Raw genomic sequence first — 21,532 nt, 5'->3', positions numbered from 1 at the left:
ACGTATGACCAAAGCAGTTGTCCTTTTAAGCGGCGGAATCGATTCCTCTACAGCCCTGTTTCTTGCAAAGTCTGAGGGATATGAACTTTATGCCCTGAGTTTTGACTACGAACAAAGACACATTGTAGAGCTTGAATCGGCAAAAAGGGTTGCAGAACATGCAGGCGTAAAAAAACACCTTATAGTAAAATTCAACCTGAGAGACATTGGTGGCTCTGCACTTACAGCCAATGACATCAAAGTTCCAAAGGCAGTTATGCCTTTAAATCTCATAGAACAAAACATCCCTATAACCTATGTGCCTGCAAGAAACACCATATTCCTCTCATTTGCCCTCTCATGGGCTGAAGTGCTTAGTGCAGAGGACATTTTTATAGGTGCAAATATCATGGACTATAGCGGTTACCCTGACTGTCGTCCTGTTTATCTTAAGGCATTCGAGCTGATGGCAAACCTTGCCACAAAGGCATCTGCCGAAGGAAAAATGAGGTTTAGAATAATCGCCCCCCTCCTTTATATGACCAAAGGAGAGATAATCGAGAAAGGCACTGAGCTTGGGCTTGATTATGCACTTACATGGAGCTGTTATGACCCCCAGCCAGAAAAGACCCCATGTCTAAGATGTAGTAGTTGCCTTATAAGGCAGAAGGGCTTCATAGAGGCTGGTGTGAAAGACCCGCTTATTGTCTGAGATTATCCCGCAGGGTTCAAAGTCTGTCCTTTTATTGGATTTTATTTAAGTAATCAAGAAACTGTTTTGCCTGGTAGGATGATGTCCCTGTAAGTTGTTGAAGTAGGAAGCGACGAGCAGCTTCCCCCCCGAGCACCAGAACGCCATAGATGCGCGGATTCGCACGGCCTACAACATGGCGGATTACGCCAATGCCAAGGAGTCTCTTGATTTGACGGTGAAGTATCTTGAGAGGCTGAATCCCTCTGCGGCGGCAAGCTTAAGGGAGGGGCTTGAGGAGACCCTTACACTCCATAAGCTCGGCGTTACGGGGCTTTTGAAGAAGACCCTTTCGACTACGAATCCCATCGAGTCATGCTTCTCGGTTACAAGGACGGTCACCGGAAGAGTGAAACGCTGGAGGGGTGGAGATATGGTTCAGCGGTGGGCTGTGGCCGCCCTCTTAATGGCCGAGAGAAAGTTCAGGCGCGTCCAAGGCTACAGGGAGATACCAAAGCTCGTTGCTGTTTTACAGCATAAAAGTCTTGACAGAAAGGAGGCGGCTGCTTAAGATAATGCAACCGGAGTCCTTCCTACTTCAACGAAAGGAAGGGACAACATCTCGTGACTTAAAGGAGGGAAGTAGTTATAATAGCTATCGCTTCATGCATTGAGTTTGAAAAATCGGCTTCCATGGGGCATAAGGGGGCAGAGAATGAGTTGAAATTTTTATGTAAAAATAGAACAGAAAACGGGACGGTTCTATTTTCTTGATGTTGACAACATAAAAGACCAGAAGAACCGCATAACTTAAATGTTGCAAATTAAGGTAAACTATAGGGCATTTAAAAAGATAGGAGGTATCAATGGCAGAGATAATAAAGCCTGATTTAAAGTTTATTAATGAAGTGATTGCAGGAGGTGGCGAATCCCTTAAGAAGTGCTTCCAGTGTGCCACATGCACGGTGCTCTGCAATGTCACGCCCGAGGAAAAGCCTTTTCCGAGAAAGGAGATGCTGCATGCCCAGTGGGGTCTTAAGGATAAGCTCTTTAGAAACCCCGATATATGGCTATGTCATCAGTGTAGCGACTGCACTGCATATTGCCCTCGTGGTGCAAAGCCCGGAGAGGTTCTGGGTGCAGTAAGAAAACTTAGTCTTCAGCATTATTCGGCCCCTAAGTTTTTAGCAAAGGCAGTGGGAGACCCAAAGTATCTCATACTGCTACTGGCACTACCACTTTTGATATTCCTTGGGTATCTTGGGCTGAAAGGAAAACTTAACTTTGACAATGTCCCATTGGACCCTGAAAAGGGTATTGCATTTTCAAACCTGATTCCGACAACCTTCTTTATAGACCCTGTGTTCATTTTGGCTGCTATCTTTGCGGCTGTGGTGTTTGTAACAGGTATCAGAAGGTACTGGAAGGACATGGCGCAAGGGGGGAAGGTAAGTGGAAATATTCCTGCCTCAATCTTTGATATAGTCAAAGAAATCCTTGCCCATAAAAGGTTTGGGAAGTGCGATGTTGTAAAGGGCAGGCAACTCTCCCATCTTTTTGTCTTTTATAGCTTTGTTGGGCTTGCCATTACAACTACCATAGCCCTTGTTTATCTTTACGGACACGAGTTCTTCGGCATCGAGGGAGTGCCGGGCATTCTTAGTTTTGGAACATCTCCCTATCCGCTTACAGACCCCATGAAGATAATCGGCAATATAAGTGCGATTGCCCTTCTCGTAGGAATATTCCTTGTTATTGTCAACAGGTTTAAGAACAGTGAGAAGGCAGGTGTTGGAAGCTACTATGACTGGCTGTTCATTACTGTTGTATTTGCAATTGTGGTAAGCGGTATACTCTCGGAGGTATTTAGGCTGGCAGGGGTTGCGTCCTTAGCATACCCAATATACATTACGCACCTTACGGCAGTATTTTTCCTTTTTGCATATTCTCCGTTTTCAAAGATGGCTCATATGGTCTACAGGACAACTGCAATGGTATTTGCAAAGGTTTCAGGAAGGGAAAAATGAAGATAAAAGATCTTATAAAAAACAAAGGATTCGAGGTTATAGCAGTTGATGGAGACACAACGGTTGCAGATGCAATTGCAAAGATGGTTGACAGAAACATAGGTGCCCTTCTTGTGGTGGAAAAAGGCAGTCCAGCAGGCATGTTCACAGAAAGGGATGTGCTTAAGTGCTGGCATACAAAGGGAGATTTTAGGAATACTCCCATAAGGGATGTGATGACAAAGGACCTACTTATAGCAGAGCTTGACAACGATGTCTCTTATGCCATGTCAATAATGATACAGAAGAAGGTGAGGCATCTGCCTGTCATGGACAGAGGCAAGGTTGTCAGTGTGCTTTCCATAAGGGATGTGGTAAAGGCACAGGTGAGCAACCTTCAGGAGGAGGTGCATTATCTTAAGGATTACATTACGGATAAGTATCCGGGGTGATGGGAGTAAAAACTAAATTTAAGTAAGGAGGTTAGCGATGAGTATTATTCTATTTGCTTTAATCTGTGGTGCAGTGGGTGTTGCATATGCACTCATCACCGCAGGTTGGGTATCCAAGCAGGACCCAGGTAGTGAGCGCATGCAAGAGATTTCCAATGCGGTGAAGGAAGGCGCATATGCGTTTCTTGCGAGAGAGTACAAGACCGTAGCAATGGTTGCAGTAGTCCTTATTGGGATTCTCGCATACTTCCTTGGGCGTTGGACAGCGATTGGCTTCGTGATAGGTACGGTTGGCTCTGCCCTTGCCGGTTTTGTCGGCATGTGGGTTACGGTTCGCGCCAATGTCCGCACAACTCAGGCCGCGTCCAAGGGGCTTCAGAACGCCCTCACCCTTTCCTTTAAAGGCGGCTCTGTGACAGGCATAATGGTTGTCGGTCTGGGCATCATCGGATTGGCAGGGTACTTCGCAATTGCCAAGCAGATGGCTGGAGAGCAGGCATTCCACGCATTGGTGGGACTCGGCTTTGGTTGCTCGCTTATGAGCGTGTTTGCCCGAATAGCAGGAGGCATTTACACGAAGGCGGCTGATGTCGGTGCAGACTTAGTTGGAAAGGTAGAGGCAGGAATACCTGAGGATGACCCGCGGAATCCTGCTGTTATAGCAGACAATGTTGGAGATAATGTTGGAGACTGTGCAGGTATGGCAGCAGACCTTTATGAGACATATACTGTTACATTAGTTGCCGCAATGCTCCTTGCAAAGTCCGTGTTTGGCGCGGAGAGCCCATGGGTCATGTTCCCGCTTTTGTTAGGCGGCGTCTCCATAATTGCCTCTATTATAGGCACTTTCTTTGTGAAGCTCGGGAAGAGCCAGTACATAATGGGCGCCCTTTATAAGGGGCTTGCGGCCTCTGGGGTGCTTGCTGCAATAGCCTTCTATTTTGTCGCAGTCAAATTCCTTCAGATCCCCGATGTATTGAATTATAAGTTGATGGAAGGCGGTGTTGAAGTAGTGAAAACATGGGACATCAGCGCCATGTCCATCTTCCTTACCGCCTTTGTAGGACTTGCCCTAACCGGTCTCATCGTCTGGATTACGGAGTATTATACTGCCAAGGAATATAGGCCGGTAAAGACTATTGCCAAGGCCAGTCTTACCGGTCACGGCACGAATGTTATTGCCGGGCTTGCCATGAGCATGGAGGCAACAGCACTTCCTGCCATTGTTATCGTTACGGCGATTTTGACAGCGTTTTCTCTTGGCGGAGGTTTTGCCGGTAATGTAGGAGTCGGTCTCTTCGCAATAGCCCTTTCGGCTGTATCTATGCTTTCCATGACCGGTATCGTTGTAGCCATTGACTCATATGGACCTATCACGGACAACGCAGGCGGTATTGCCGAAATGGCGGAACTTCCATCTTCGGTCAGGGATATCACGGACCCCCTCGATGCAGTCGGAAACACAACAAAGGCAGTTACCAAAGGCTATGCCATCGGTTCAGCGGCTCTTGCCGCCCTCGTGCTCTTTGCCGAGTATGCGCGCGAGCTCTCTAAGAAGATGAGCGGTGTTACATTTGACCTCTCTGACCCTTATATCATCGCAGGTCTCTTTATCGGCGGACTGATTCCTTACTACTATGGCGGCAGACTGATGCTCGCAGTCGGTAAAGCAGCAGGCGGTGTTGTCGATGAGGTCAGAAGGCAGTTCCGAGAGATTCCAGGCATCATGGAATACAAGGCAAAACCGCAGTATGGCAAGTGCGTTGACATCGTCACAAAGTCCGCAATCAAGGAGATGATGCTACCTGCGCTTCTGCCTGTGGTTGTTCCTGTAATCGTTGCTTTTGGTTTCGGGGCTATGGCTCCAGGAGCAGGTGCCAAGGCACTGGGCGGAGTGCTGATAGGCTCGATACTCACAGGTCTTTTCCAAGCTATTGCCATGACATCAGGCGGTGGTGCATGGGATAATGCCAAGAAATCCTTTGAAGATGGCGTTACCGACGATAAAGGCGTTGTTCATAAGAAAAAGAGCGAAGCTCACAAAGCCTCTGTCACAGGCGACACGGTTGGCGACCCATATAAGGACACAGCAGGGCCTGCTATCAACCCCATGATTAAGGTCATAAACATAGTTGCCCTTCTGATTGTTCCACTGCTATAGAGCGTTTGAATATCTAAAGGGGATGGCTTTAGCCATCCCCTTTTTTGTCTTTAGGTAGCTTGTCTCATTTCTACACAATCAGGTATTATTCAATATGGATAAATTAGTTATAACAGGTGGTGTAAGGCTAAAAGGGGAGGTTGAAATAAGTGGCTCAAAGAATGCCTCTTTGCCTGCCATATCGGCATCCCTTCTTAGCCAAGGCAAAAGCACTCTAAAAAGGGTTCCTGACCTCATGGATGTAAAGACGATGGAAAGACTCATCGAGAACATGGGCGCAGGGGTTAAACACGATAAATCCACCTCGGAAATCGAAATAGACACAACCCATATAAATAATTACGAGGCACCTTATGAGCTTGTAAAGACAATGCGTGCATCGGTTTTGGTGCTCGGTCCTCTGATTGCCCGATTTGGCAGGGCAAGGGTCTCCCTTCCAGGGGGCTGTGCTATTGGTGCAAGGCCGATTAATCTACACATAACAGGGCTTGAAAAAATGGGTGCTGATATTGAACTTGAAGGAGGTTACATAACCGCAAAGGCAAAGAGACTCAAAGGAGCAACTGTTTATTTTGATATACCAACCGTAACCGGCACGGAAAATGTGATGATGGCAGGCTCTTTGGCAAAGGGTACTACCTTAATAGAAAATGCGGCAAGAGAGCCAGAGGTCGTAGACCTTGCAAATCTCCTCATATCCATGGGCGCAAAGATTAAGGGTGCTGGAGAAAGCACCATCGAGATACAGGGTGTCGATGAGCTTAAGCCATTTGACCATAAGGTTATCCCTGACAGGATAGAGGCAGGCACATTTATGACCATAGCAGGCATTACAAGAGGCAATATACTCCTAAAGGGATGTATGTCCGAGCATATGGATGCAGTTATATCGAAACTGAAAGAGACATCCATATCTTTTGAAAAACTCCCTGAGGGGCTTAGGGTTAAAGCCGGTCAAAGACCCATCTCAAAGGATATACTGACCATTCCTTATCCTGGTTTTCCCACTGACATGCAAGCACAGTTCATGGCTTTAATGTGTATTGCAAGCGGCACGAGCATTATTACGGAGACGATATTCGAAAACAGGTTTATGCATGCCTCGGAGCTGATAAGGATGGGTGCTGATATAAGTGTTCAAGGAGGCGTGGCTACTGTTAAGGGCGTTAAGGAGCTTAGGGGTGTTGAGGTGATGAGCTCTGACCTCAGGGCATCTGCCTCCTTGATAGTTGCCGCACTCGTAGGAAAAGGCAAAACCACTATCCATAGGCTATATCATCTTGACAGGGGATACGAGGCAATAGAGCATAAGCTCAGAGCCTTGGGCGCAGTCCTTAAGCGGGTAAAATAAAGATGTCCTCTGTTAAGGAGTCGGTCATTGAAAGACTCGCATCCGTTCCCCAAAAGCCCGGCGTATATACATTTAAAAGCACAAAAGAAAGGGTCATTTATGTTGGCAAGGCTAAGAATCTCAGAAACCGTCTGAAGAGTTATTTTAGAGGGCTCGATATAAGAAAGACTGCTATGATGGGGGGGGTTAAAAACTTCTCCTTCATAGTCACTGCCAATGAGCTTGAGGCATTTGTGCTCGAGGCAAACCTCATAAAACAGTATAAGCCCAAGTTCAACATCGTATTGAGGGACGACAAAAACTACCCATATATAAAACTGAGACTCAAAGAGGAGTGGCCAACACTCGAGGTAGTTAGAAAGATTAAAAAAGACGGCTCTTTATACTTTGGCCCTTATGTGCCTTCAGGCAGTATGTGGACCGCACTTTCTTTCATAAGAAGAAACTTCAATATCAGACCATGTAGATATAAATTAGATAAACCCATGAGGCCCTGCATCCAATACCAGATGGGAAGGTGCCCTGCACCATGTGCAGGCTATATAAGCAGGCAGGAGTATATGAAGGCAGTGGATGAGGTTACACTTTTTCTTAAGGGAGAAAGAAAAGAGCTGATTAAAGGGCTTGAAAGGAAGATGCAAGTGCTATCCGATGAGATGAGATACGAGGATGCAGGAAGGATAAGAGACAGGCTAAACAGCCTTAAAAGGGTCTGGGAATCGCAGAAGGTTGTATCTCCCGAGCTTGGGGACATGGATGTCATTGGCTCTTATACGGAAAACAAAGATTCGGTGTTTCAGGTGTTTTTCATAAGAAACGGTGTCATGCTCGGTTCAAGGGATTTCTATCTTAGGCATGTCTCTAAGATGCCCCCTAAAAAGCTTTATCATAGCTTTCTTCAGGGCTTTTATTCAAAGGAGCTTCTGATTCCTCCTCTGATAGTTGTCGGTATAAAGCCCGAAGGTCAGATGCCACTTTTAAGATGGCTTTCACAAAAACGGGGCGGAAAGGTAAAGATTGTCCTTACAAAGAAAGGTAGAAGGCTTGAGCTCCTCAAGATGGCAGAGGAAAATGCAAGGCTTAAATTAAAAAGCAAAAAAGGCAGTGTTACTGTTCTTGAGGAGCTAACAAAAAAATTAGGCATAAAATCAGTTCCTCATTCCATAGGTGCATTCGATGTCTCCACTGTCTCAGGCACCGACTCTGTTGGTGCCTTTGTTTACTGGTCGGATGGATACTTTAATAAGGACATGTATCGTCACTTAAAAATCAAGACTGTCTTAGGCATTGATGACTGTGCAATGGTAGAAGAGACTGTTAGAAGAGTTTTTTTAAAAGACATGGAATCCCGAAGCATCGGGATACAATTGCCTGACCTTATAGTGATAGATGGCGGAAAAGGACAGCTCGATGCGGCTTATCAGGCATTGGGTGTGAATGCAAAGGACACAGCACTTTTAGCGGTTGCTAAAAATCCTGACAGGGCTTTTACCCTTTTATCGGAGACACCTTTAGACCTTGAAGACAAAACCCCTTCCTCGCTTCTTCTTAAGAGAATCAGGGATGAGGCACACAGGTTTGCAGTTAGCTTTCATAGAAGGCTTCGCTCGAAAAGGCTGATGGAGTCATCCCTCGAAAAGGTAAAAGGCATTGGTAAAAAAAGAAGGCTTTCTCTTCTCAGACACTTTGGCTCTATCGATGCAATAAGAAGGGCAGATATAGAAGAGATTCTAAAAGTCCCGGGGATGAACCGAAAAGTGGCGCAAGCCGTTAAGGAGGGTTTCCGATGAACAAAACTATTCATCTGATAGCAATAATAGGCATTATCCTCATTGCATATTCAAACTCCCTGAGAAATGGTTTTGCACTTGATGATGGCTCTTTGATTGTTGACAACACCTCTTTACATGGCATCAGCATGAAAAACATTAAGGAAGTCTTTAGCTCTGCTACTAATGGGCTTGAATACCTACCTGTAAGGGACCTCACATATTGCATAGACTACGAGATATGGGGACTTAATCCATTTGGGTATCATCTGTCTAATCTCATCTACTATATAGTAGTATGCATCCTGATTTATTTCTTCTTACTGGGGGTGATTACAGTCCCGAAGTTTCGGGATTCTTCTCACATGGCTATTGCGTTTTTATCAACAGCAGTTTTTGCAGTTCACCCTGTGCATGTGGAGGTGGTTTCAGGCATTTCTCAGAGAAAAGACCTTGTGTCAGGGATTTTCTTTTTCCTAAGTCTTTATGGGTTTATCCTTTATAAAGATAAAGGAAGGCTCTTGTTTTATTCAGGCTCCATAGCGATGTTTGCCCTGTCTTTACTTTCCAAGTCAACAGTGGTTTTTTTACCTCTGACGATATTTCTTATAGATTCTCTAACTTATGCCGAGGAAGGCATACAGAGAAAGCTCATCAGGGTTATGCCGTATCTTTTTATAGGGGCAATTATTTCTCTTGTTGAAATAATGGTTCTTAAGGAAACAGGGGTGTTTAAAACCGAGTACTCATTTGGAAGCGGTTATGAATTCAGAGTCTATTCTTCTTTCAGAGCGGTTTTTTATTATCTCAAACTTCTTTTTGTTCCCTATCCGCTCGATGTTTTTCAGAGGTTTTCTATTTCAAGGAGCCTTTTCGAGCTTAAGGTGATATTTTCGATCATTGGGGTAGCAGTAATGCTGTATTTAATTTATCTCGTGAGAAAGGCAAGACCTGTTTTGTCTTTTTCGGGTGCATGGTTTATGATAAGCATAATTCCTGCTATTGGCTTGATTCCTACAGGTATTGTAATAGCAGAGAGGTATCTTTTTTTACCGTCTCTTGGTTTTTGCCTTGCAATAGGACTTCTTATTCAAAAGGGCATAGAGATGCAAAAGACACTCAGGTGGGGATTGCCCATTGCCTTTGGTCTTATTATTTCGGGTTTTATGTTTATCTCTTACAATCGAAACTTCGATTGGAAAGACAATGAGACACTTTTTCTTTCAAGCGTCAGGGTTTCTCCTGACAGGGCTTCTGCTCACTTCCGCCTGGGAAGAGAATATTTCTATATGGCAAGGTATGAGGAGGCATTCAGGTCCCTTGCCGTAGCAGAGGAGATGGACCCATTATACGGAATAAATTATAGGGTCTTCGAGGCACTGCGTGCCATAGAGCTTAATAATCCGAATGAGGCATTAAGACTTTTGGGGGAGATAACTCATCCCAAGAAAGAGGATATATTTGAAGTTAATTATCTTTACGGTAAGTCTTATGAGGCAATGGGTGATTATGAAAAGGCACAAAAGAGTTATAATCAGGCATTGAGTAGCGCAATTAAATTAGATGCATTATCATTCAGGAAATTCAAGCATGCTTTTAAGGAGAACAGTCCTGATTAATAGAAGGGCATTGAAAAGATTTTTTGAAGGAGACCTGAAATATCTTGTCCTGTTTATTTTAGTCTCTGTTATTTTTCATTACAGGGTTTTTCTCGATGGGATTCTTATTGCACCGAATAACGATGCTTTACAGCTTAATTATCCTATAAGGCATCTTTATTCTTATGCACTTAAGAGTCTACAGTTTCCCCTCTGGAACCCTTATGAGTTTGCAGGGATGCCTTTTTTAGGAGAGATGCAAAACGGTGCGCTTTATCCCCTGAACCTTATCCTTTATTTTTTTCTTTCTGCCCCCTATGCCTATAACCTAAGTTACATCCTGCATTTTGCCCTTGCAGGATTCTTTACTTTCCTTTATGTAAGGCTCATTGGTGCAAGGACGCTTCCTTCGTTTCTTTCAGGGCTCGTATTTGCTTTTTCGGGTTTCCTGATTGCAGGCAAAGACCATACGGCAATTGTAAACTCGGCAGTTTACATCTCACTCATCATGTATTTCTATGAAAAACTCAGAAGGAAGCCCATGTTCAAGTACTGCCTTTTGATTGCACTTACCGTGGCAGTTCAGCTCTTTGCAGGCAATATGCAGATATGTGTTTATACATACATGGTCGTCTCTTTCTTTTTGATTTTCTGGCTCATAAGAAAAGATGCAGAGAGCCGAGGCAGGTTTTTAATCTATGGTGTTTTGGGACTGCTTATAGGTTTTGTTATTGCCCTTCCTCAGATAATCTCGACCATGGAGCTTTCAGGACTATCGTGGATGCAAAATACTAAGATATATAGGGGATATGAGTATTTTTCCCTCTATCATTTATATCTAACAACACTGCCCAGCATGATATTTCCAAGTTTATTTAATTCCATAGGTCCAAAGGATGCAACACCTGTTCTGCTCGGCATCCTGCCTTTAGTGGTTGCATTCATAACTCTTTTGAAAAAAGTTAGAACAAACAGCCATGTGCAATTCTTCGGCATTGTGGCAGTGGTAAGTCTCCTTCTTTCTTTTGGCTCCGATACCCCTCTTAATAAGGTTCTGTATCATGTCCCTGTTTATAATATGTTCAGGGCACATGGAAGGAATCTCTTTGAGTTTACCCTTGCAGTATCTGTCTTGTTTGCTATTGGTCTAAACAGTATATTTTATGACAGCAAACGGCTATTCCTAAGTATGAGATTTCCGAGCCGTGCATTTAAGTATCTTTTTGTTTTACTTTTATCTTTTGAGATATTTCTCCTTTCGGGCTTCAATAAACTTAGTGGTATTCCGCTTTCTCAGACAGAACTCTGCGCCTCAGAGCCATATAGTGTCTTTTTAAAAAAAGACTTGGAGACAGGAAGGATAGCTAATATATTTAAGGACATAAATACATCCAATCCATCGGCAAACCTGACATGCAGAATGAGCTCCATAAATGCATATGACCCATTCAGCCTTGAAAAGTACAGTTCTCTTTTAGATCTCTGGCTTTCAGGCTATTACACTCACAAGTGGGACAATAACCTGAGAAATAATATTATCATGGGAATGCTCGGAGTAAAGTATATAAAGGTTATGAAAGACATGGGCTTAACCATGAATAACATTTTGACTGCCGATAAAACACCTGTTAAATATGATGTCTCTGTTAAAGGATGGAGACCTGTAAATGCCCTGCTTAAGGCAGAAGGTCATTACAGTTTTCAGGAATCCGACAAGGGAGGCAGTGAGATTTCTACTACAATTCCGCTCTCCCAGGGAGCATATGTGATTTCCCTTAAGGTTAAGGCTCAAAGAGGAGCTGATAACAGGACAATTGCATTTCTTATTCCCTTATTGGATGGTAGCTCGGAGGAGATATTGCATATAATTCCTGACCATATAAGAAAAGAGTTTAAGGAATTCCATGGGGTGTTTCATATTAAAAACAAAGACCTGTATCTTATCACCATAGCCACATTTTCAAATAAGCCCGTTGAGATAAAGGACATAAAGATAGAAAGGCTAAATGACTATGCCCCGCTTTTCTTAGGACAAGACGATGCCTATCTAAAGGAGATTTCCGTTTATGAATTGGTTTCCGAGACCAATGCTTATGAATTCTATCTAAACAGGAATTACCTTCCGAGGGTGTGGTCTGTTAGAGAGTTGATTTCCGTTAAGGATTTCTCAGAGATAAAAAGAAGGCTCGACCTCCTTGAGATTAACCCGGCAAAACAGGCAATGGTTTATGAGTGTGATATGGCTGAAATAGGAGAAATCACGAAGGGAGAGGTTTCGATAACGGATTATAGGTTAAACAGTGTTACAGTGGATGCAAGGTTTTCAGGGAAGGGGGTTATGGTTTTGGCAGACCAGTATTATCCCGGGTGGAGGGCATTCATAGATGGTAAAGAGGCAAAGATTTACGAGGTAAATGGAATTTTAAGGGGAGTGGTTGTGCCAGAAGGCAAGCATGTGGTTATTTTTAGGTATCTGCCATATAAGGTAGTAGCTTTAATCGGATTAAGCCTCTTTATTGTAATAGGTATAATCGTGTATCTTATAAAAAGGAATGATATACATAGTCTTACCAGCATATAACGAGGAGAGAACCCTTCTGCCTTTGCTTGAGGCAATAAGGGAAAACATGGATGAGGCACGCCTGCCATATAGGGTCATAGTTGTCAATGACGGAAGCACAGATGGCACTGTTAGGGTTGTCAGGGAGGCAGAAGGAACAATGCCCATCGCCCTGATAGAGCATCCCCAGAACAAGGGACTTGCAGAGACCCTTAAGACAGGGCTTTTATCCGCAGTCGGTTATGCATCCCCTAAAGACATAATCATTACGATGGATGCCGACAACACCCACACGCCGGGGCTCATAATGACAATGACCCGAATGATAAGGGAAGGGCATGATGTTGTTATAGGCTCACGGTATCGAAAGGGCTCGAGGGTCATAGGTGTTTCTTTTCTAAGAAGGCTTCTTAGCTTTGGTGCAAGCCTTATCTTTAGAAACCTTTTCCCTATAAAAGGCGTTAAGGATTACACAAGCGGATACAGAGCATATAGGGCGCAGGTTATAAAAGACATGTTTAATGCATATGGAGATGCCTTCATCAGCCAGCCCGGGTTTTCGGCAATGGTGGATGTGCTTTTAAAGATAAGAAAATACCCTGTGATAATTGGCGAGGCACCTCTAATCCTCAGATACGACCAGAAGGCAGGCGAAAGCAAGATGAAGGTGGCAAAGACCATAGGTGAAACCCTGAGACTTATATTAAAGAGACTATGAAGATACTCTTTATCCTTGGCACAAGGCCCGAGGCTATAAAACTTGCTCCTTTAATACTCAAGACGATAGATGACAAGAGGTTTGTGCCGAGGCTCTGCGTTACTGCACAGCATAGAGAGATGCTTGACCAGGTTCTTAGGGTTTTCAGGATAAAGCCTCACTATGACCTGAACATAATGAAGGAAAACCAGAGCCTCTTTGAGGTTACATCGAAAAGTCTTACTGCTATCGAAGGTGTCTTGAGGAAAGAAAAACCCGATATGGTTATTGTTCAGGGAGATACAACGAGCACATTTACTGCCTCTCTCGCCTCGTTTTATCTCAAAATCCCTGTAGGACATGTTGAGGCAGGGTTGAGAACGAATTACAAATATCAGCCTTTTCCCGAGGAGATAAACAGGCGTCTTACAACCCACATCGCAGACCTGCATTTTGCACCAACGAATAAGGCAAGAGAAAATCTACTTAAAGAAGGTATTTCAAAGGATAAGATTACTGTGACAGGAAACACTGCGGTAGATGCGCTTTTACATATAAAAACCCAGTTAGCCTCTAACAGGAAAAAGACCGAAAAGCTAAAGAAAGAGTTTCCAATGCTCGATGGCACTTTAGTCCTCGTTACAGCTCATAGGAGGGAAAGTTTTGGCGAAGGCTTTAAAAACATCTGTTCTGCTCTGAGGGAGATAGCACAGAGAAACCCTGCTATAACGATAATCTATCCTGTTCACCTTAACCCGAATGTAAGGGGACCTGTAATGAGGATTCTTAAGGGTATAAGGAATATCCATCTCATAGAGCCTTTAGAGTATGAGACATTTGTATATCTCATGATGAAGTCTTATATCATCCTTACCGATTCAGGAGGCATTCAGGAGGAGGCACCTTCCTTAGGAAAACCCGTGCTTGTGATGAGAGATGTTACAGAAAGGAAAGAGGCAATAAGTGCAGGTGTGGCAAGGCTTGTGGGCACTAAAAAGACCTCCATAGTAAAGGCAGTAGAGAAACTCATTTATGACAAAAAGGCTTATAGGGAAATGACAGGGCATAAAAACCCCTATGGAGATGGTCTTGCATCGGAAAGAATAATAAAGGCTCTGTGGGAATTTAAAAAGAAGCTGAATTAAGTATTGTGTCCCCGCAATATGATTTATGCTAAAATCTTATATGGCAGGCTTAAAAACCTATAAAGCAAGGAGGCAGACTTGAAAAAAGTATTATTTTTAGTAGTCATACTTATTATGTCTTTTTCAGGGGTTTCGGAGTCAACGGATGTTTATCTTAAAAATGGCTCTATCATAAAAAATGTAACTGCCTATGAGAAGGTCGATGGAAAAGTCAGATTAAGTATTTCTGGAGGCATAGTAGAAATCTCAGAGGAGGATGTCCTTGGGATTGAAGAGAAAGCATTGGAGCCTCCAAGGGAAGACAAGATATTTATTAAGCCTGCCCCTGAGATTACCCCTACGGTTAAAGAGGATAATACAGAGGAAAAACGCCAGGCTCTAAAGGATAAACTCACTGCCATAGAAGAAAGGCTTAATGAGATAAAAAATAAAGAGACCGAATACGAAAAGCTCCTAAAAGAGTACGATAGTGTGAGGCTGAGGATAGAGGTGCTTTTTCAAAGCGGGCTAAAGAGGGCTATTGCAGACGGAAAGGATGCCTCGAAGTGGCTTAATTATCTTATCCCTCAGGAGAGGCAGTGGGTTCAGCTAAATACACTCAAGAAGGATAAGCTCGAAAAGGATATGATGAACAGTAAGAGAGAGGTTGACTACCTTTTTGAGGAGAAAAAGACCTTGCTCGATGAGAAAAAAGTTATAGAAGACAAGCTAAAGGAGCTTGAGGAGGATTAAATATCCTCGAAATGGGAAAGTCCCTTGAATTCCCTGTACCTTGACTCTATCTCCGGGTATTGGAGGTTTCTGATACGGTTTAAGCTAAAGTCCTCGACATTAAACGATGCCATGACAGAGCCCATTACTATTGCCTTTCTCATGCTGGGCTCTGACCAGTCCATTATATTTGAAAGATAGCCCATGAATCCGCCTGCAAATGTATCGCCTGCACCGGTTGGGTCAAAGACATTCTCGAGAGGGTAGGCAGGTGCCGAAAAGACACTGTGTCCATTAAACATTAACACACCGTATTCGCCTCTTTTTATGACGAGTGTTTTAGGCCCAAAGGAGGAAATCTTTCTTGCGGCTTTAACGAGATTTGGCTCCTCTGCAAGCTCTCTTGCCTCCGAGTCGTTTATAAGCAGTATGTCAACTGCCTTAAGGGTCTCTATGAGGGAGTCTTTCTTTCCATTTATCCAGAAATTCATTGTATCTGCGGCAACTATCTCAGGGTCTTTGACCTGTCTTAAGACATCCCTCTGCAAATCAGGGTCTATGTTTGCTAAAAATACCACATTGGATTCTTTATATTCTTCCGGGATCTTTGGTTTAAAGTTTTGAAACACATTAAGCTCTGTTTTAAGAGTATGAGCCTCATTCAGGTCATAGCCATACTTGCCCTGCCATCTGAATGTCTTGCCATTTGCCCTCTCAAGCCCCCTTATATCAATCTTTCTCAGCTTAAGAAAGTTTATATGCTCACGAGGAAAATCCTCGCCAACAACTGCCACTAAATTAACATCCGTAAAATAGCTGGCAGAGGTGGAAAAATATGTGGCAGAGCCACCAAGAACATCTTCTACCACACCAAAAGGTGTGCTTACAGAGTCAAATGCAACAGAGCCTACAACTAATAGTCCCATATTCTGATATTATAGCACACACACCCTGTCTTCCTGAGCCCTTGCTTTAATTTAATAGGGTAGGGGGGGTATCTCCTAAGTCCTTGATTTTTAATGATTCCTGCTTCCATTTTAGTTCTGTTTAGTTCCGTTTTGGTTCTGGATTATACCGTATTCCCGCTCAAGTATCTCATTTGCAACCCTCTGCATCTCCTCTACATCAACAGGCTTTTCCACTGGTTTTTTAAGTTCATATACTAATCTGACCAGACAGACCAGTGCAAATGCAGACTGGCTGTCCATGCGTTTTGATGAGCCGAGCCTCTTATGGCAGTCCTCTATAGCATTAATTAGCACATCCAGAAGCCATTGCTCGAGGTTGCTGTCTCTTTTCATGCGGTCTAACCATCTGCCTTGTTTTTTCCATTCACGGATGCTTCTTTCTGAGACCTCTATCCCCTTGTTTTTCAGGGCATCATGCACAAGAGAAATCTTCCCTTCATGCCTTTCATACTCTCTGTATGCAAGCTCTCTCACTTCCTCAGTCTTTTTCATATTTACCGCTTATCTTACAAACCATAGTTATAATAATAACCTTTTTAATCCCTTTTGTCAAGAAAAAAATGAACTATGGTTTCCATTTCCCTCTCCCCTTGCGGGAGAGGGCGAGGGTGAGGGGTCATTCTGATGCCGATGCTTCGGCAGAAGAATCTCAGTTAAGTGTCATTCCGACTTGTTCGGAATCCATCTTCTCCCCTTGCGGGAGGGGGCGAGGGTGAGGGGGATATAACTTGTCTCATATGTCCTGAACCCATACATTTCTCTTGAAATTTCATGTATATAATGCAATAATATAGGCAATTAAGCTCTTTTACAAGCCGAGACTTATGTTAAGGCTCTTTGAAAACAGGGATTGAGATGTGTGGTATAATGAGGTATGAAACACGAGGATAGGCGTAAAGAACTGGGCAAGATGCTGATGGATGTTGCAAAATATCTTGCAACAGTTGGGCTTATTGGTAGTTTTCTTACCAGAACCCTTACTTTTGAAGTAGGACTGGTAATAACAATTGTTGTGCTGGGATTAACAATCATAGCCTTTTATACGATTCCTCCAAAGAAAGGAGGTATAAGTTGAACGCTGGCTATATAATCCTTGTGGGGCTTGTACTTATTGCTGTTTTCGCTTTTATAGTCTCCTATAAGGAAGACCACCCGAAGAAATCTAAGTAGATTCCTGCGGGTAAAATATAAAAGAGTTACAGTTAAGGCTCTTTGAAAACAGGGATTGAGACGCGCATCGCCATAGACGCGTGGTTGAATCCCTCTCCTCTGAAAAGAAAATCTGGACACTTCTCAAGCCCCAGCAACCCCCCTTTGTCATTGCGAGGCTTTGCCGAAGCAATCTCAGTTAGCTGTCATTCTGAATTCATTTCAGAATCTCAGCCCCCCTCTTGTCATTGCGAGGGAGGAAGTAATCTCTTGCTTTTTAGCAGGATTTGGAATATATTCAGCCATGCAGCTTGTCATAAACACATATGGTTCTTACCTTCAAAAAAATGGGGACTGTTTTAAAGTCAAAACAGACGAGCAGATATATGAAATAGCCTGCAAAAAAATCTCATCTATCCTTATATCAACCGCAGCATGTATTTCCACTGATGCAATCAAAATGGCAATGGAAAACAATATTGACATCATCTTTATTGATAATTCTGGTGACCCTTATGGCAGGGTGTGGCATCCAAAGCTCGGAAGCACTACACTCATTAGAAGAAGACAGCTTGAGATTGCTGAAATAGATGAAGGGCTTAATCTTGCTCTAAAATGGGTCAGAACAAAGTTCAATAATCAAATAGGGCTATTACAGAGGTTAAAACGGACAAGGCCGCATAAATCTGCTGAAATCACCGCTTATATCGGTAAGCTTCAGGATGTGATGAAAGGGCTTAATTCACTTTCAGGTACTATAAGCGGGTGTAGAGGCACTATCATGGGTCTGGAAGGTAGCGGTGGCAGAATCTACTTTGAGATTTTGAGTTCTTTGATGCCTGATAGGTTTAAATTTAATGGAAGGAGTAGAAACCCTGCAAAAGACGAGTTTAATACACTTCTCAATTATGCATACGGAGTGCTTTATTCAAGGGTTGAAAAAGCATGCATTATAGCAGGTCTTGACCCTTATGTGGGCTTTATCCACACAGACCACTATAACAAAAAATCCCTCGTATTTGATTTGATAGAGAATTACCGCATATGGGCTGATGAGGTAGTTATCGGTCTTTTTGCATCAAGAAAAGTAAAGGTAGAGCATTTTGACAAAATCCCAAATGGCTTGACCCTTAATAAAGAAGGCAAGGCAATTTTATTGACCGATTTTAATTCCTTCATTGATGAATCAATAAGGTATAAAGGAAGGAATATAAAACGCAGTAATATTATCCAGTTTGACTGCCACAGGATTGCAAATCAGTTAATAGGAGATAAAGATGAAAGCAGGGGATAAGCTTGTATGGGTTATTTATGACATCACAGAGAACACAAAGAGGACAAAAGTTGCAAAGGCATGTAAAAACAAAGGGCTCTACAGGGTCCAAAAATCTGCATTCTTAGGCACACTCAACAAAAACCAGTTAGATGAGTTTAAAGTCATGTGCGAGGATATTATAAGCCCTGACAAAGATTCGGTTTATATCTTTCCCATGTGCGAGGATGATTTTAAAAAAGTAAAACTACTCGGACAGGCATTTGACAGAAAGCTTGTAACTGATGAGGTCAAGGCTTTGTTTATATGACAGTCTTTGATAATGAATCCACTCCAATGGTAACACCATCAGAGGTAATAGAGCATGTATATTGCCCACGCTTTACCTATTACATGAACTGCCTGAATATACCACAGCATGAAGGATTAAGATATAAGGTTTTAAAGGGCAGGACACTCCATGAAAAAAGAGAAACTGCCAACAGGGATTATCTGAGGAAAAAGCTTGGATGCACCGATAAGGATATTTCAGTGTATCTCACATCAAGGAATATCGGTGTAAGAGGTATGATTGATGAGGTGCTTTATTTATCAGACAATACCCTTGCACCTCTTGATTATAAGTATGCTGAATATACTGATTATACCTTTGAAACACATAGGGTGCAGTCTACTCTGTATGCCCTTTTGATTATGGAGAACTATCAGAAGCCTGTCCACAAAGGATTTATCTGTTATGCCAAAAGTGAAAACAGGATAAAAGAAATTGTTTACACGGAGAAGGATTTTTGCTATGCTAAGGGTGCAGTGAGAGAGGTTTTTGATGTGATACTCAGGGGCTACTACCCTGAAAGGACACAGTGGCAGAATAGGTGTATTGACTGCTGTTATAGGAATATTTGTGTGTGAGAGAGCCAATGGCAATACTTAATTATAAGTATGAAATCTTTCCAACCCAGCCTCAGCGCGCTCAACTCAATAAAATCCTCAGAGGAACAAGAATTCAATGGAACAAGGCAGTTACAATCCGAAGAAAACTAAAGACAGCCCTCAACTCAGGCCAGCTTGAGCATGTTATTAAAACCTGTCTCTCTTTGGAGAAAAGTAATACTCAAGGTAAGAGGAGTGCCGCAATAAAAAAGAAATATCCTGATCTTGACTTTGACCTTGCGGCAAAACTTTATGATATAAGCAACCTTGTTGGAAAAGTTTTAGAACCCGACCAGAAATATTTGGATATAAACCTGCTTGCAGACGAACTAAAAGCAAAGCACGAGGCCGAATTAGCTAAAAGGAAAGAGGCTAAAAAAGCAGGTGTTGATAAGAAAAAACTTCCGAAGCTAACTGTTTATTGGCAGATGATGAGGACGATTAACCGTTATGCAGGATTTGCAGCAAAAACTTATATGGATAATTCTTTTGAGTCTCCAAAAGGGATGGCGATTTCCACCATCAGATTTAATGTATCAGGGTCAGGGGAAAGTGAGGTAAGGTGGAACAGGGCGGTTAATCCAACTCCTGAGCAAAGGGCATATGGCGCAACAGGAGAGCCGCAGTATAAAAGACGCTGTGAAGGGTTTACATACCAGAACACTGCAAAAGACAACCTTATTTGTGAAAAAAGAAGGTCAGAGTTCTCAATATTTATTAATGCATTGCCAGATGGAATGAGATGGCTTGATATGGCTTACCACAGGCCAATACCTGAAGATAGCAAAATCAAACAGCTTACTATAAAAGAAAGGGCAAGAAGGTATTTTGTAGTCTTAAGCACGGAAGTGCCCGACAGCGCATGGCAGATTATTCCTATGCAGGCAGGCTGGCATGCAGGCATAGACCCGGGCGCACAAACAGCCCTTACAGTTGCACTTAAAAATTCAAATAGCAATGAATTAAGACATTTGGCTATCCATTACGAATTCCTTGAAGAAAGCCTATCTAAACTTGAGAAACTTCAGCAGGCTCTTTCTTTAAAACAAGGTCCACGGAGGAAAAGAACAGAAGAAGAAATAAAAGAGGCTTTAGAAAAGTTTGAAAGTAAAAGCTCAGTCAAAAAATTACCAGAAACCGAAAGGAAAAAAGAAATTGAAAAAAAGAGAAAACGGCTTGAGAAAACAATGGTGTTTACAGAAAATGGACCAAGCAAAAGATGGAGGCGCTGGTCACAAAGGGTTTCAGCTTTACAGTTTAAGATTGCCAACCGCAGGGCAGATGTGCTTCATAAGATAAGCAGGGCTTTAGCCGAAGGCTGTGATGTTGTTGGTATTGGCCATTGGGAGCCTGTAAGGGAAGTCTCTTATCGCAAAAAGCTGAAAATGCTTAAGAAGCAGGTGGGGCAGGGGATTGAAGGAGCGGCAGAGGCTTTAAAAGCACACATGGAAGAAAAATCCAAACAAGGGCCAAAAGGGGCAAAGAAAAGAAGAAGAGGCGGGAGAGACCGTTCTATTGCATCACTGAGGAGTTTAATTGAAGAGAAAGCCAAAAGGGCTTCTATTTATGCTTTGCCCAATGTCAACGAGGCTTATTCTACGCAGATATGCTCTTTCTGCAAGGAGCTTACAGTCCCTAAAAAAGACCTTTCTGTAAGAGTGTGGAAATGTGAAAAATGTGGCACAGTTCATCACAGAGATTTAAACAGTGCATTTAATATACTTGAAAAGGCTGAACAGGAAATAGCCTCAGCCCAAGAGGCGGCTCGGGAAACCAGGCCTACTGTTACCAGAGCGATGATTCAGGGGGCGACGGGACAGGCTGGGCGTAAGCCCAGCCTCCGCGCTACGGGGTCATTGACTGAGGGTAAAGGGAAACCTTCGCCCAAGAAAGGTAACACTTTCTTCAATGAACATGCAGACATTGCTCTGCCAAATTTATGGAATGAGGAGGTGCCTAAGGCTCTTAAGTCCTTAATCCATATGGGAATTGTCCGTCCTTTGACTATGCAAATGGGCGATGAAACAGGCTCTGAAAATCCTCCTTGACCATGAAAAAGAGGCAAAAAAAGGTTTCCAAATTTTTCAGGTTT

The 21,532-nt window shown here is 43.0% G+C and carries 19 protein-coding genes; 17 read left to right on the top strand and 2 right to left on the bottom strand.

Annotated features, from left to right (window positions below; genetic code table 11):
* Positions 1-4 precede the first annotated feature (4 nt).
* The 12 genes from queC to HY805_11050 all read left to right on the top strand — a co-directional run bounded on the left by queC (position 5) and on the right by HY805_11050 (position 15,141).
* Positions 5-691 carry a 7-cyano-7-deazaguanine synthase QueC gene (queC, locus tag HY805_11105; GenBank protein ID MBI4824755.1) on the top strand — a complete coding sequence of 229 codons (687 nt, stop codon included), beginning with the start codon at positions 5-7 and terminating at the stop codon, positions 689-691.
* 175 nt (positions 692-866) lie between these two features.
* A complete protein-coding gene (locus tag HY805_11100; GenBank protein ID MBI4824754.1) occupies positions 867-1,241 on the top strand; it encodes a hypothetical protein in 375 nt (124 codons plus the stop codon).
* Between the two features lie 295 nt (positions 1,242-1,536).
* Positions 1,537-2,697 (top strand): quinone-interacting membrane-bound oxidoreductase complex subunit QmoC, encoded by a 1,161-nt coding sequence (qmoC, locus tag HY805_11095; GenBank protein ID MBI4824753.1) that lies wholly within the window; start codon positions 1,537-1,539, stop codon positions 2,695-2,697.
* Positions 2,694-3,128, top strand: coding sequence for a CBS domain-containing protein (locus tag HY805_11090; GenBank protein ID MBI4824752.1), 435 nt, complete (start codon positions 2,694-2,696; stop codon positions 3,126-3,128). Before qmoC ends, HY805_11090 begins: the two co-directional genes overlap by 4 nt.
* 37 nt (positions 3,129-3,165) lie before the next feature.
* Entirely contained in the window at positions 3,166-5,289 is a 2,124-nt protein-coding gene (locus HY805_11085; protein MBI4824751.1) for a sodium-translocating pyrophosphatase, read from the top strand.
* A gap of 94 nt (positions 5,290-5,383) precedes the next feature.
* Complete coding sequence (gene murA, locus HY805_11080; protein ID MBI4824750.1) at positions 5,384-6,640, top strand: UDP-N-acetylglucosamine 1-carboxyvinyltransferase; 1,257 nt, start codon at positions 5,384-5,386, stop codon at positions 6,638-6,640.
* A 2-nt stretch (positions 6,641-6,642) separates the two neighbouring features.
* Positions 6,643-8,430 carry an excinuclease ABC subunit UvrC gene (gene uvrC / locus HY805_11075; GenBank protein MBI4824749.1) on the top strand — a complete coding sequence of 596 codons (1,788 nt, stop codon included), beginning with the start codon at positions 6,643-6,645 and terminating at the stop codon, positions 8,428-8,430.
* Positions 8,427-10,028, top strand: coding sequence for a tetratricopeptide repeat protein (locus HY805_11070; GenBank protein MBI4824748.1), 1,602 nt, complete (start codon positions 8,427-8,429; stop codon positions 10,026-10,028). Before uvrC ends, HY805_11070 begins: the two co-directional genes overlap by 4 nt.
* Entirely contained in the window at positions 10,000-12,588 is a 2,589-nt protein-coding gene (locus HY805_11065) for a YfhO family protein (protein ID MBI4824747.1), read from the top strand. The genes HY805_11070 and HY805_11065 overlap by 29 nt, the downstream gene beginning before the upstream one ends.
* On the top strand, positions 12,560-13,285 hold the full coding sequence (locus tag HY805_11060) for a glycosyltransferase family 2 protein (GenBank protein MBI4824746.1): 726 nt from the start codon (positions 12,560-12,562) through the stop codon (positions 13,283-13,285). Before HY805_11065 ends, HY805_11060 begins: the two co-directional genes overlap by 29 nt.
* Positions 13,282-14,409, top strand: coding sequence for a UDP-N-acetylglucosamine 2-epimerase (non-hydrolyzing) (gene wecB / locus HY805_11055; protein ID MBI4824745.1), 1,128 nt, complete (start codon positions 13,282-13,284; stop codon positions 14,407-14,409). Before HY805_11060 ends, wecB begins: the two co-directional genes overlap by 4 nt.
* Positions 14,410-14,487: 78 nt before the next feature.
* Complete coding sequence (locus HY805_11050; GenBank protein MBI4824744.1) at positions 14,488-15,141, top strand: hypothetical protein; 654 nt, start codon at positions 14,488-14,490, stop codon at positions 15,139-15,141.
* On the opposite strand, the gene HY805_11045 is transcribed toward HY805_11050, so the two are convergent.
* Complete coding sequence (locus tag HY805_11045; protein ID MBI4824743.1) at positions 15,138-16,046, bottom strand: sugar kinase; 909 nt, start codon at positions 16,044-16,046, stop codon at positions 15,138-15,140. The two genes, HY805_11050 and HY805_11045, sit on opposite strands and share 4 nt — an antisense overlap.
* 111 nt (positions 16,047-16,157) lie before the next feature.
* Complete coding sequence (locus HY805_11040) at positions 16,158-16,580, bottom strand: hypothetical protein (GenBank protein MBI4824742.1); 423 nt, start codon at positions 16,578-16,580, stop codon at positions 16,158-16,160.
* A 382-nt stretch (positions 16,581-16,962) separates the two neighbouring features.
* On the opposite strand from HY805_11040, the gene HY805_11035 reads away from it, so the two are divergent.
* From HY805_11035 to HY805_11015, 5 genes are all read left to right on the top strand, one after another.
* A complete protein-coding gene (locus tag HY805_11035; GenBank protein MBI4824741.1) occupies positions 16,963-17,163 on the top strand; it encodes a hypothetical protein in 201 nt (66 codons plus the stop codon).
* A gap of 378 nt (positions 17,164-17,541) precedes the next feature.
* Positions 17,542-18,531 (top strand): CRISPR-associated endonuclease Cas1, encoded by a 990-nt coding sequence (cas1, locus tag HY805_11030; protein ID MBI4824740.1) that lies wholly within the window; start codon positions 17,542-17,544, stop codon positions 18,529-18,531.
* Complete coding sequence (gene cas2 / locus HY805_11025) at positions 18,515-18,820, top strand: CRISPR-associated endonuclease Cas2 (GenBank protein MBI4824739.1); 306 nt, start codon at positions 18,515-18,517, stop codon at positions 18,818-18,820. Before cas1 ends, cas2 begins: the two co-directional genes overlap by 17 nt.
* Positions 18,817-19,419: a CRISPR-associated protein Cas4 gene (gene cas4 / locus HY805_11020; protein ID MBI4824738.1), complete on the top strand. Its 603-nt coding sequence runs from the start codon at positions 18,817-18,819 to the stop codon at positions 19,417-19,419. Before cas2 ends, cas4 begins: the two co-directional genes overlap by 4 nt.
* An 8-nt stretch (positions 19,420-19,427) precedes the next feature.
* Positions 19,428-21,488: a transposase gene (locus tag HY805_11015; protein ID MBI4824737.1), complete on the top strand. Its 2,061-nt coding sequence runs from the start codon at positions 19,428-19,430 to the stop codon at positions 21,486-21,488.
* Positions 21,489-21,532 lie beyond the last annotated feature (44 nt).

Source organism: Nitrospirota bacterium (assembly GCA_016207905.1).
In the GTDB taxonomy this organism is placed as follows: Bacteria; Nitrospirota; Thermodesulfovibrionia; order Thermodesulfovibrionales; family JdFR-86; genus JACQZC01.
Note: the sequence above shows the minus strand (reverse complement) of the source record. Positions and strands in the feature narration are given on the sequence as shown.

Coding starts and splice junctions, on each gene's coding strand:
- cas2 (MBI4824739.1), top strand. CDS start 18,515: ATGAAAGCAGGGGATAAGCTTGTATGGGTTATTTATGACATCACAGAG.
- HY805_11100 (MBI4824754.1), top strand. CDS start 867: ATGGCGGATTACGCCAATGCCAAGGAGTCTCTTGATTTGACGGTGAAG.
- cas1 (MBI4824740.1), top strand. CDS start 17,542: ATGCAGCTTGTCATAAACACATATGGTTCTTACCTTCAAAAAAATGGG.
- murA (MBI4824750.1), top strand. CDS start 5,384: ATGGATAAATTAGTTATAACAGGTGGTGTAAGGCTAAAAGGGGAGGTT.
- HY805_11090 (MBI4824752.1), top strand. CDS start 2,694: ATGAAGATAAAAGATCTTATAAAAAACAAAGGATTCGAGGTTATAGCA.
- HY805_11085 (MBI4824751.1), top strand. CDS start 3,166: ATGAGTATTATTCTATTTGCTTTAATCTGTGGTGCAGTGGGTGTTGCA.
- wecB (MBI4824745.1), top strand. CDS start 13,282: ATGAAGATACTCTTTATCCTTGGCACAAGGCCCGAGGCTATAAAACTT.
- HY805_11015 (MBI4824737.1), top strand. CDS start 19,428: ATGGCAATACTTAATTATAAGTATGAAATCTTTCCAACCCAGCCTCAG.
- HY805_11035 (MBI4824741.1), top strand. CDS start 16,963: ATGAAACACGAGGATAGGCGTAAAGAACTGGGCAAGATGCTGATGGAT.
- HY805_11040 (MBI4824742.1), bottom strand. CDS start 16,580: ATGAAAAAGACTGAGGAAGTGAGAGAGCTTGCATACAGAGAGTATGAA.
- cas4 (MBI4824738.1), top strand. CDS start 18,817: ATGACAGTCTTTGATAATGAATCCACTCCAATGGTAACACCATCAGAG.
- uvrC (MBI4824749.1), top strand. CDS start 6,643: ATGTCCTCTGTTAAGGAGTCGGTCATTGAAAGACTCGCATCCGTTCCC.
- HY805_11045 (MBI4824743.1), bottom strand. CDS start 16,046: ATGGGACTATTAGTTGTAGGCTCTGTTGCATTTGACTCTGTAAGCACA.
- qmoC (MBI4824753.1), top strand. CDS start 1,537: ATGGCAGAGATAATAAAGCCTGATTTAAAGTTTATTAATGAAGTGATT.
- HY805_11060 (MBI4824746.1), top strand. CDS start 12,560: ATGATATACATAGTCTTACCAGCATATAACGAGGAGAGAACCCTTCTG.
- HY805_11065 (MBI4824747.1), top strand. CDS start 10,000: ATGCTTTTAAGGAGAACAGTCCTGATTAATAGAAGGGCATTGAAAAGA.
- HY805_11070 (MBI4824748.1), top strand. CDS start 8,427: ATGAACAAAACTATTCATCTGATAGCAATAATAGGCATTATCCTCATT.
- queC (MBI4824755.1), top strand. CDS start 5: ATGACCAAAGCAGTTGTCCTTTTAAGCGGCGGAATCGATTCCTCTACA.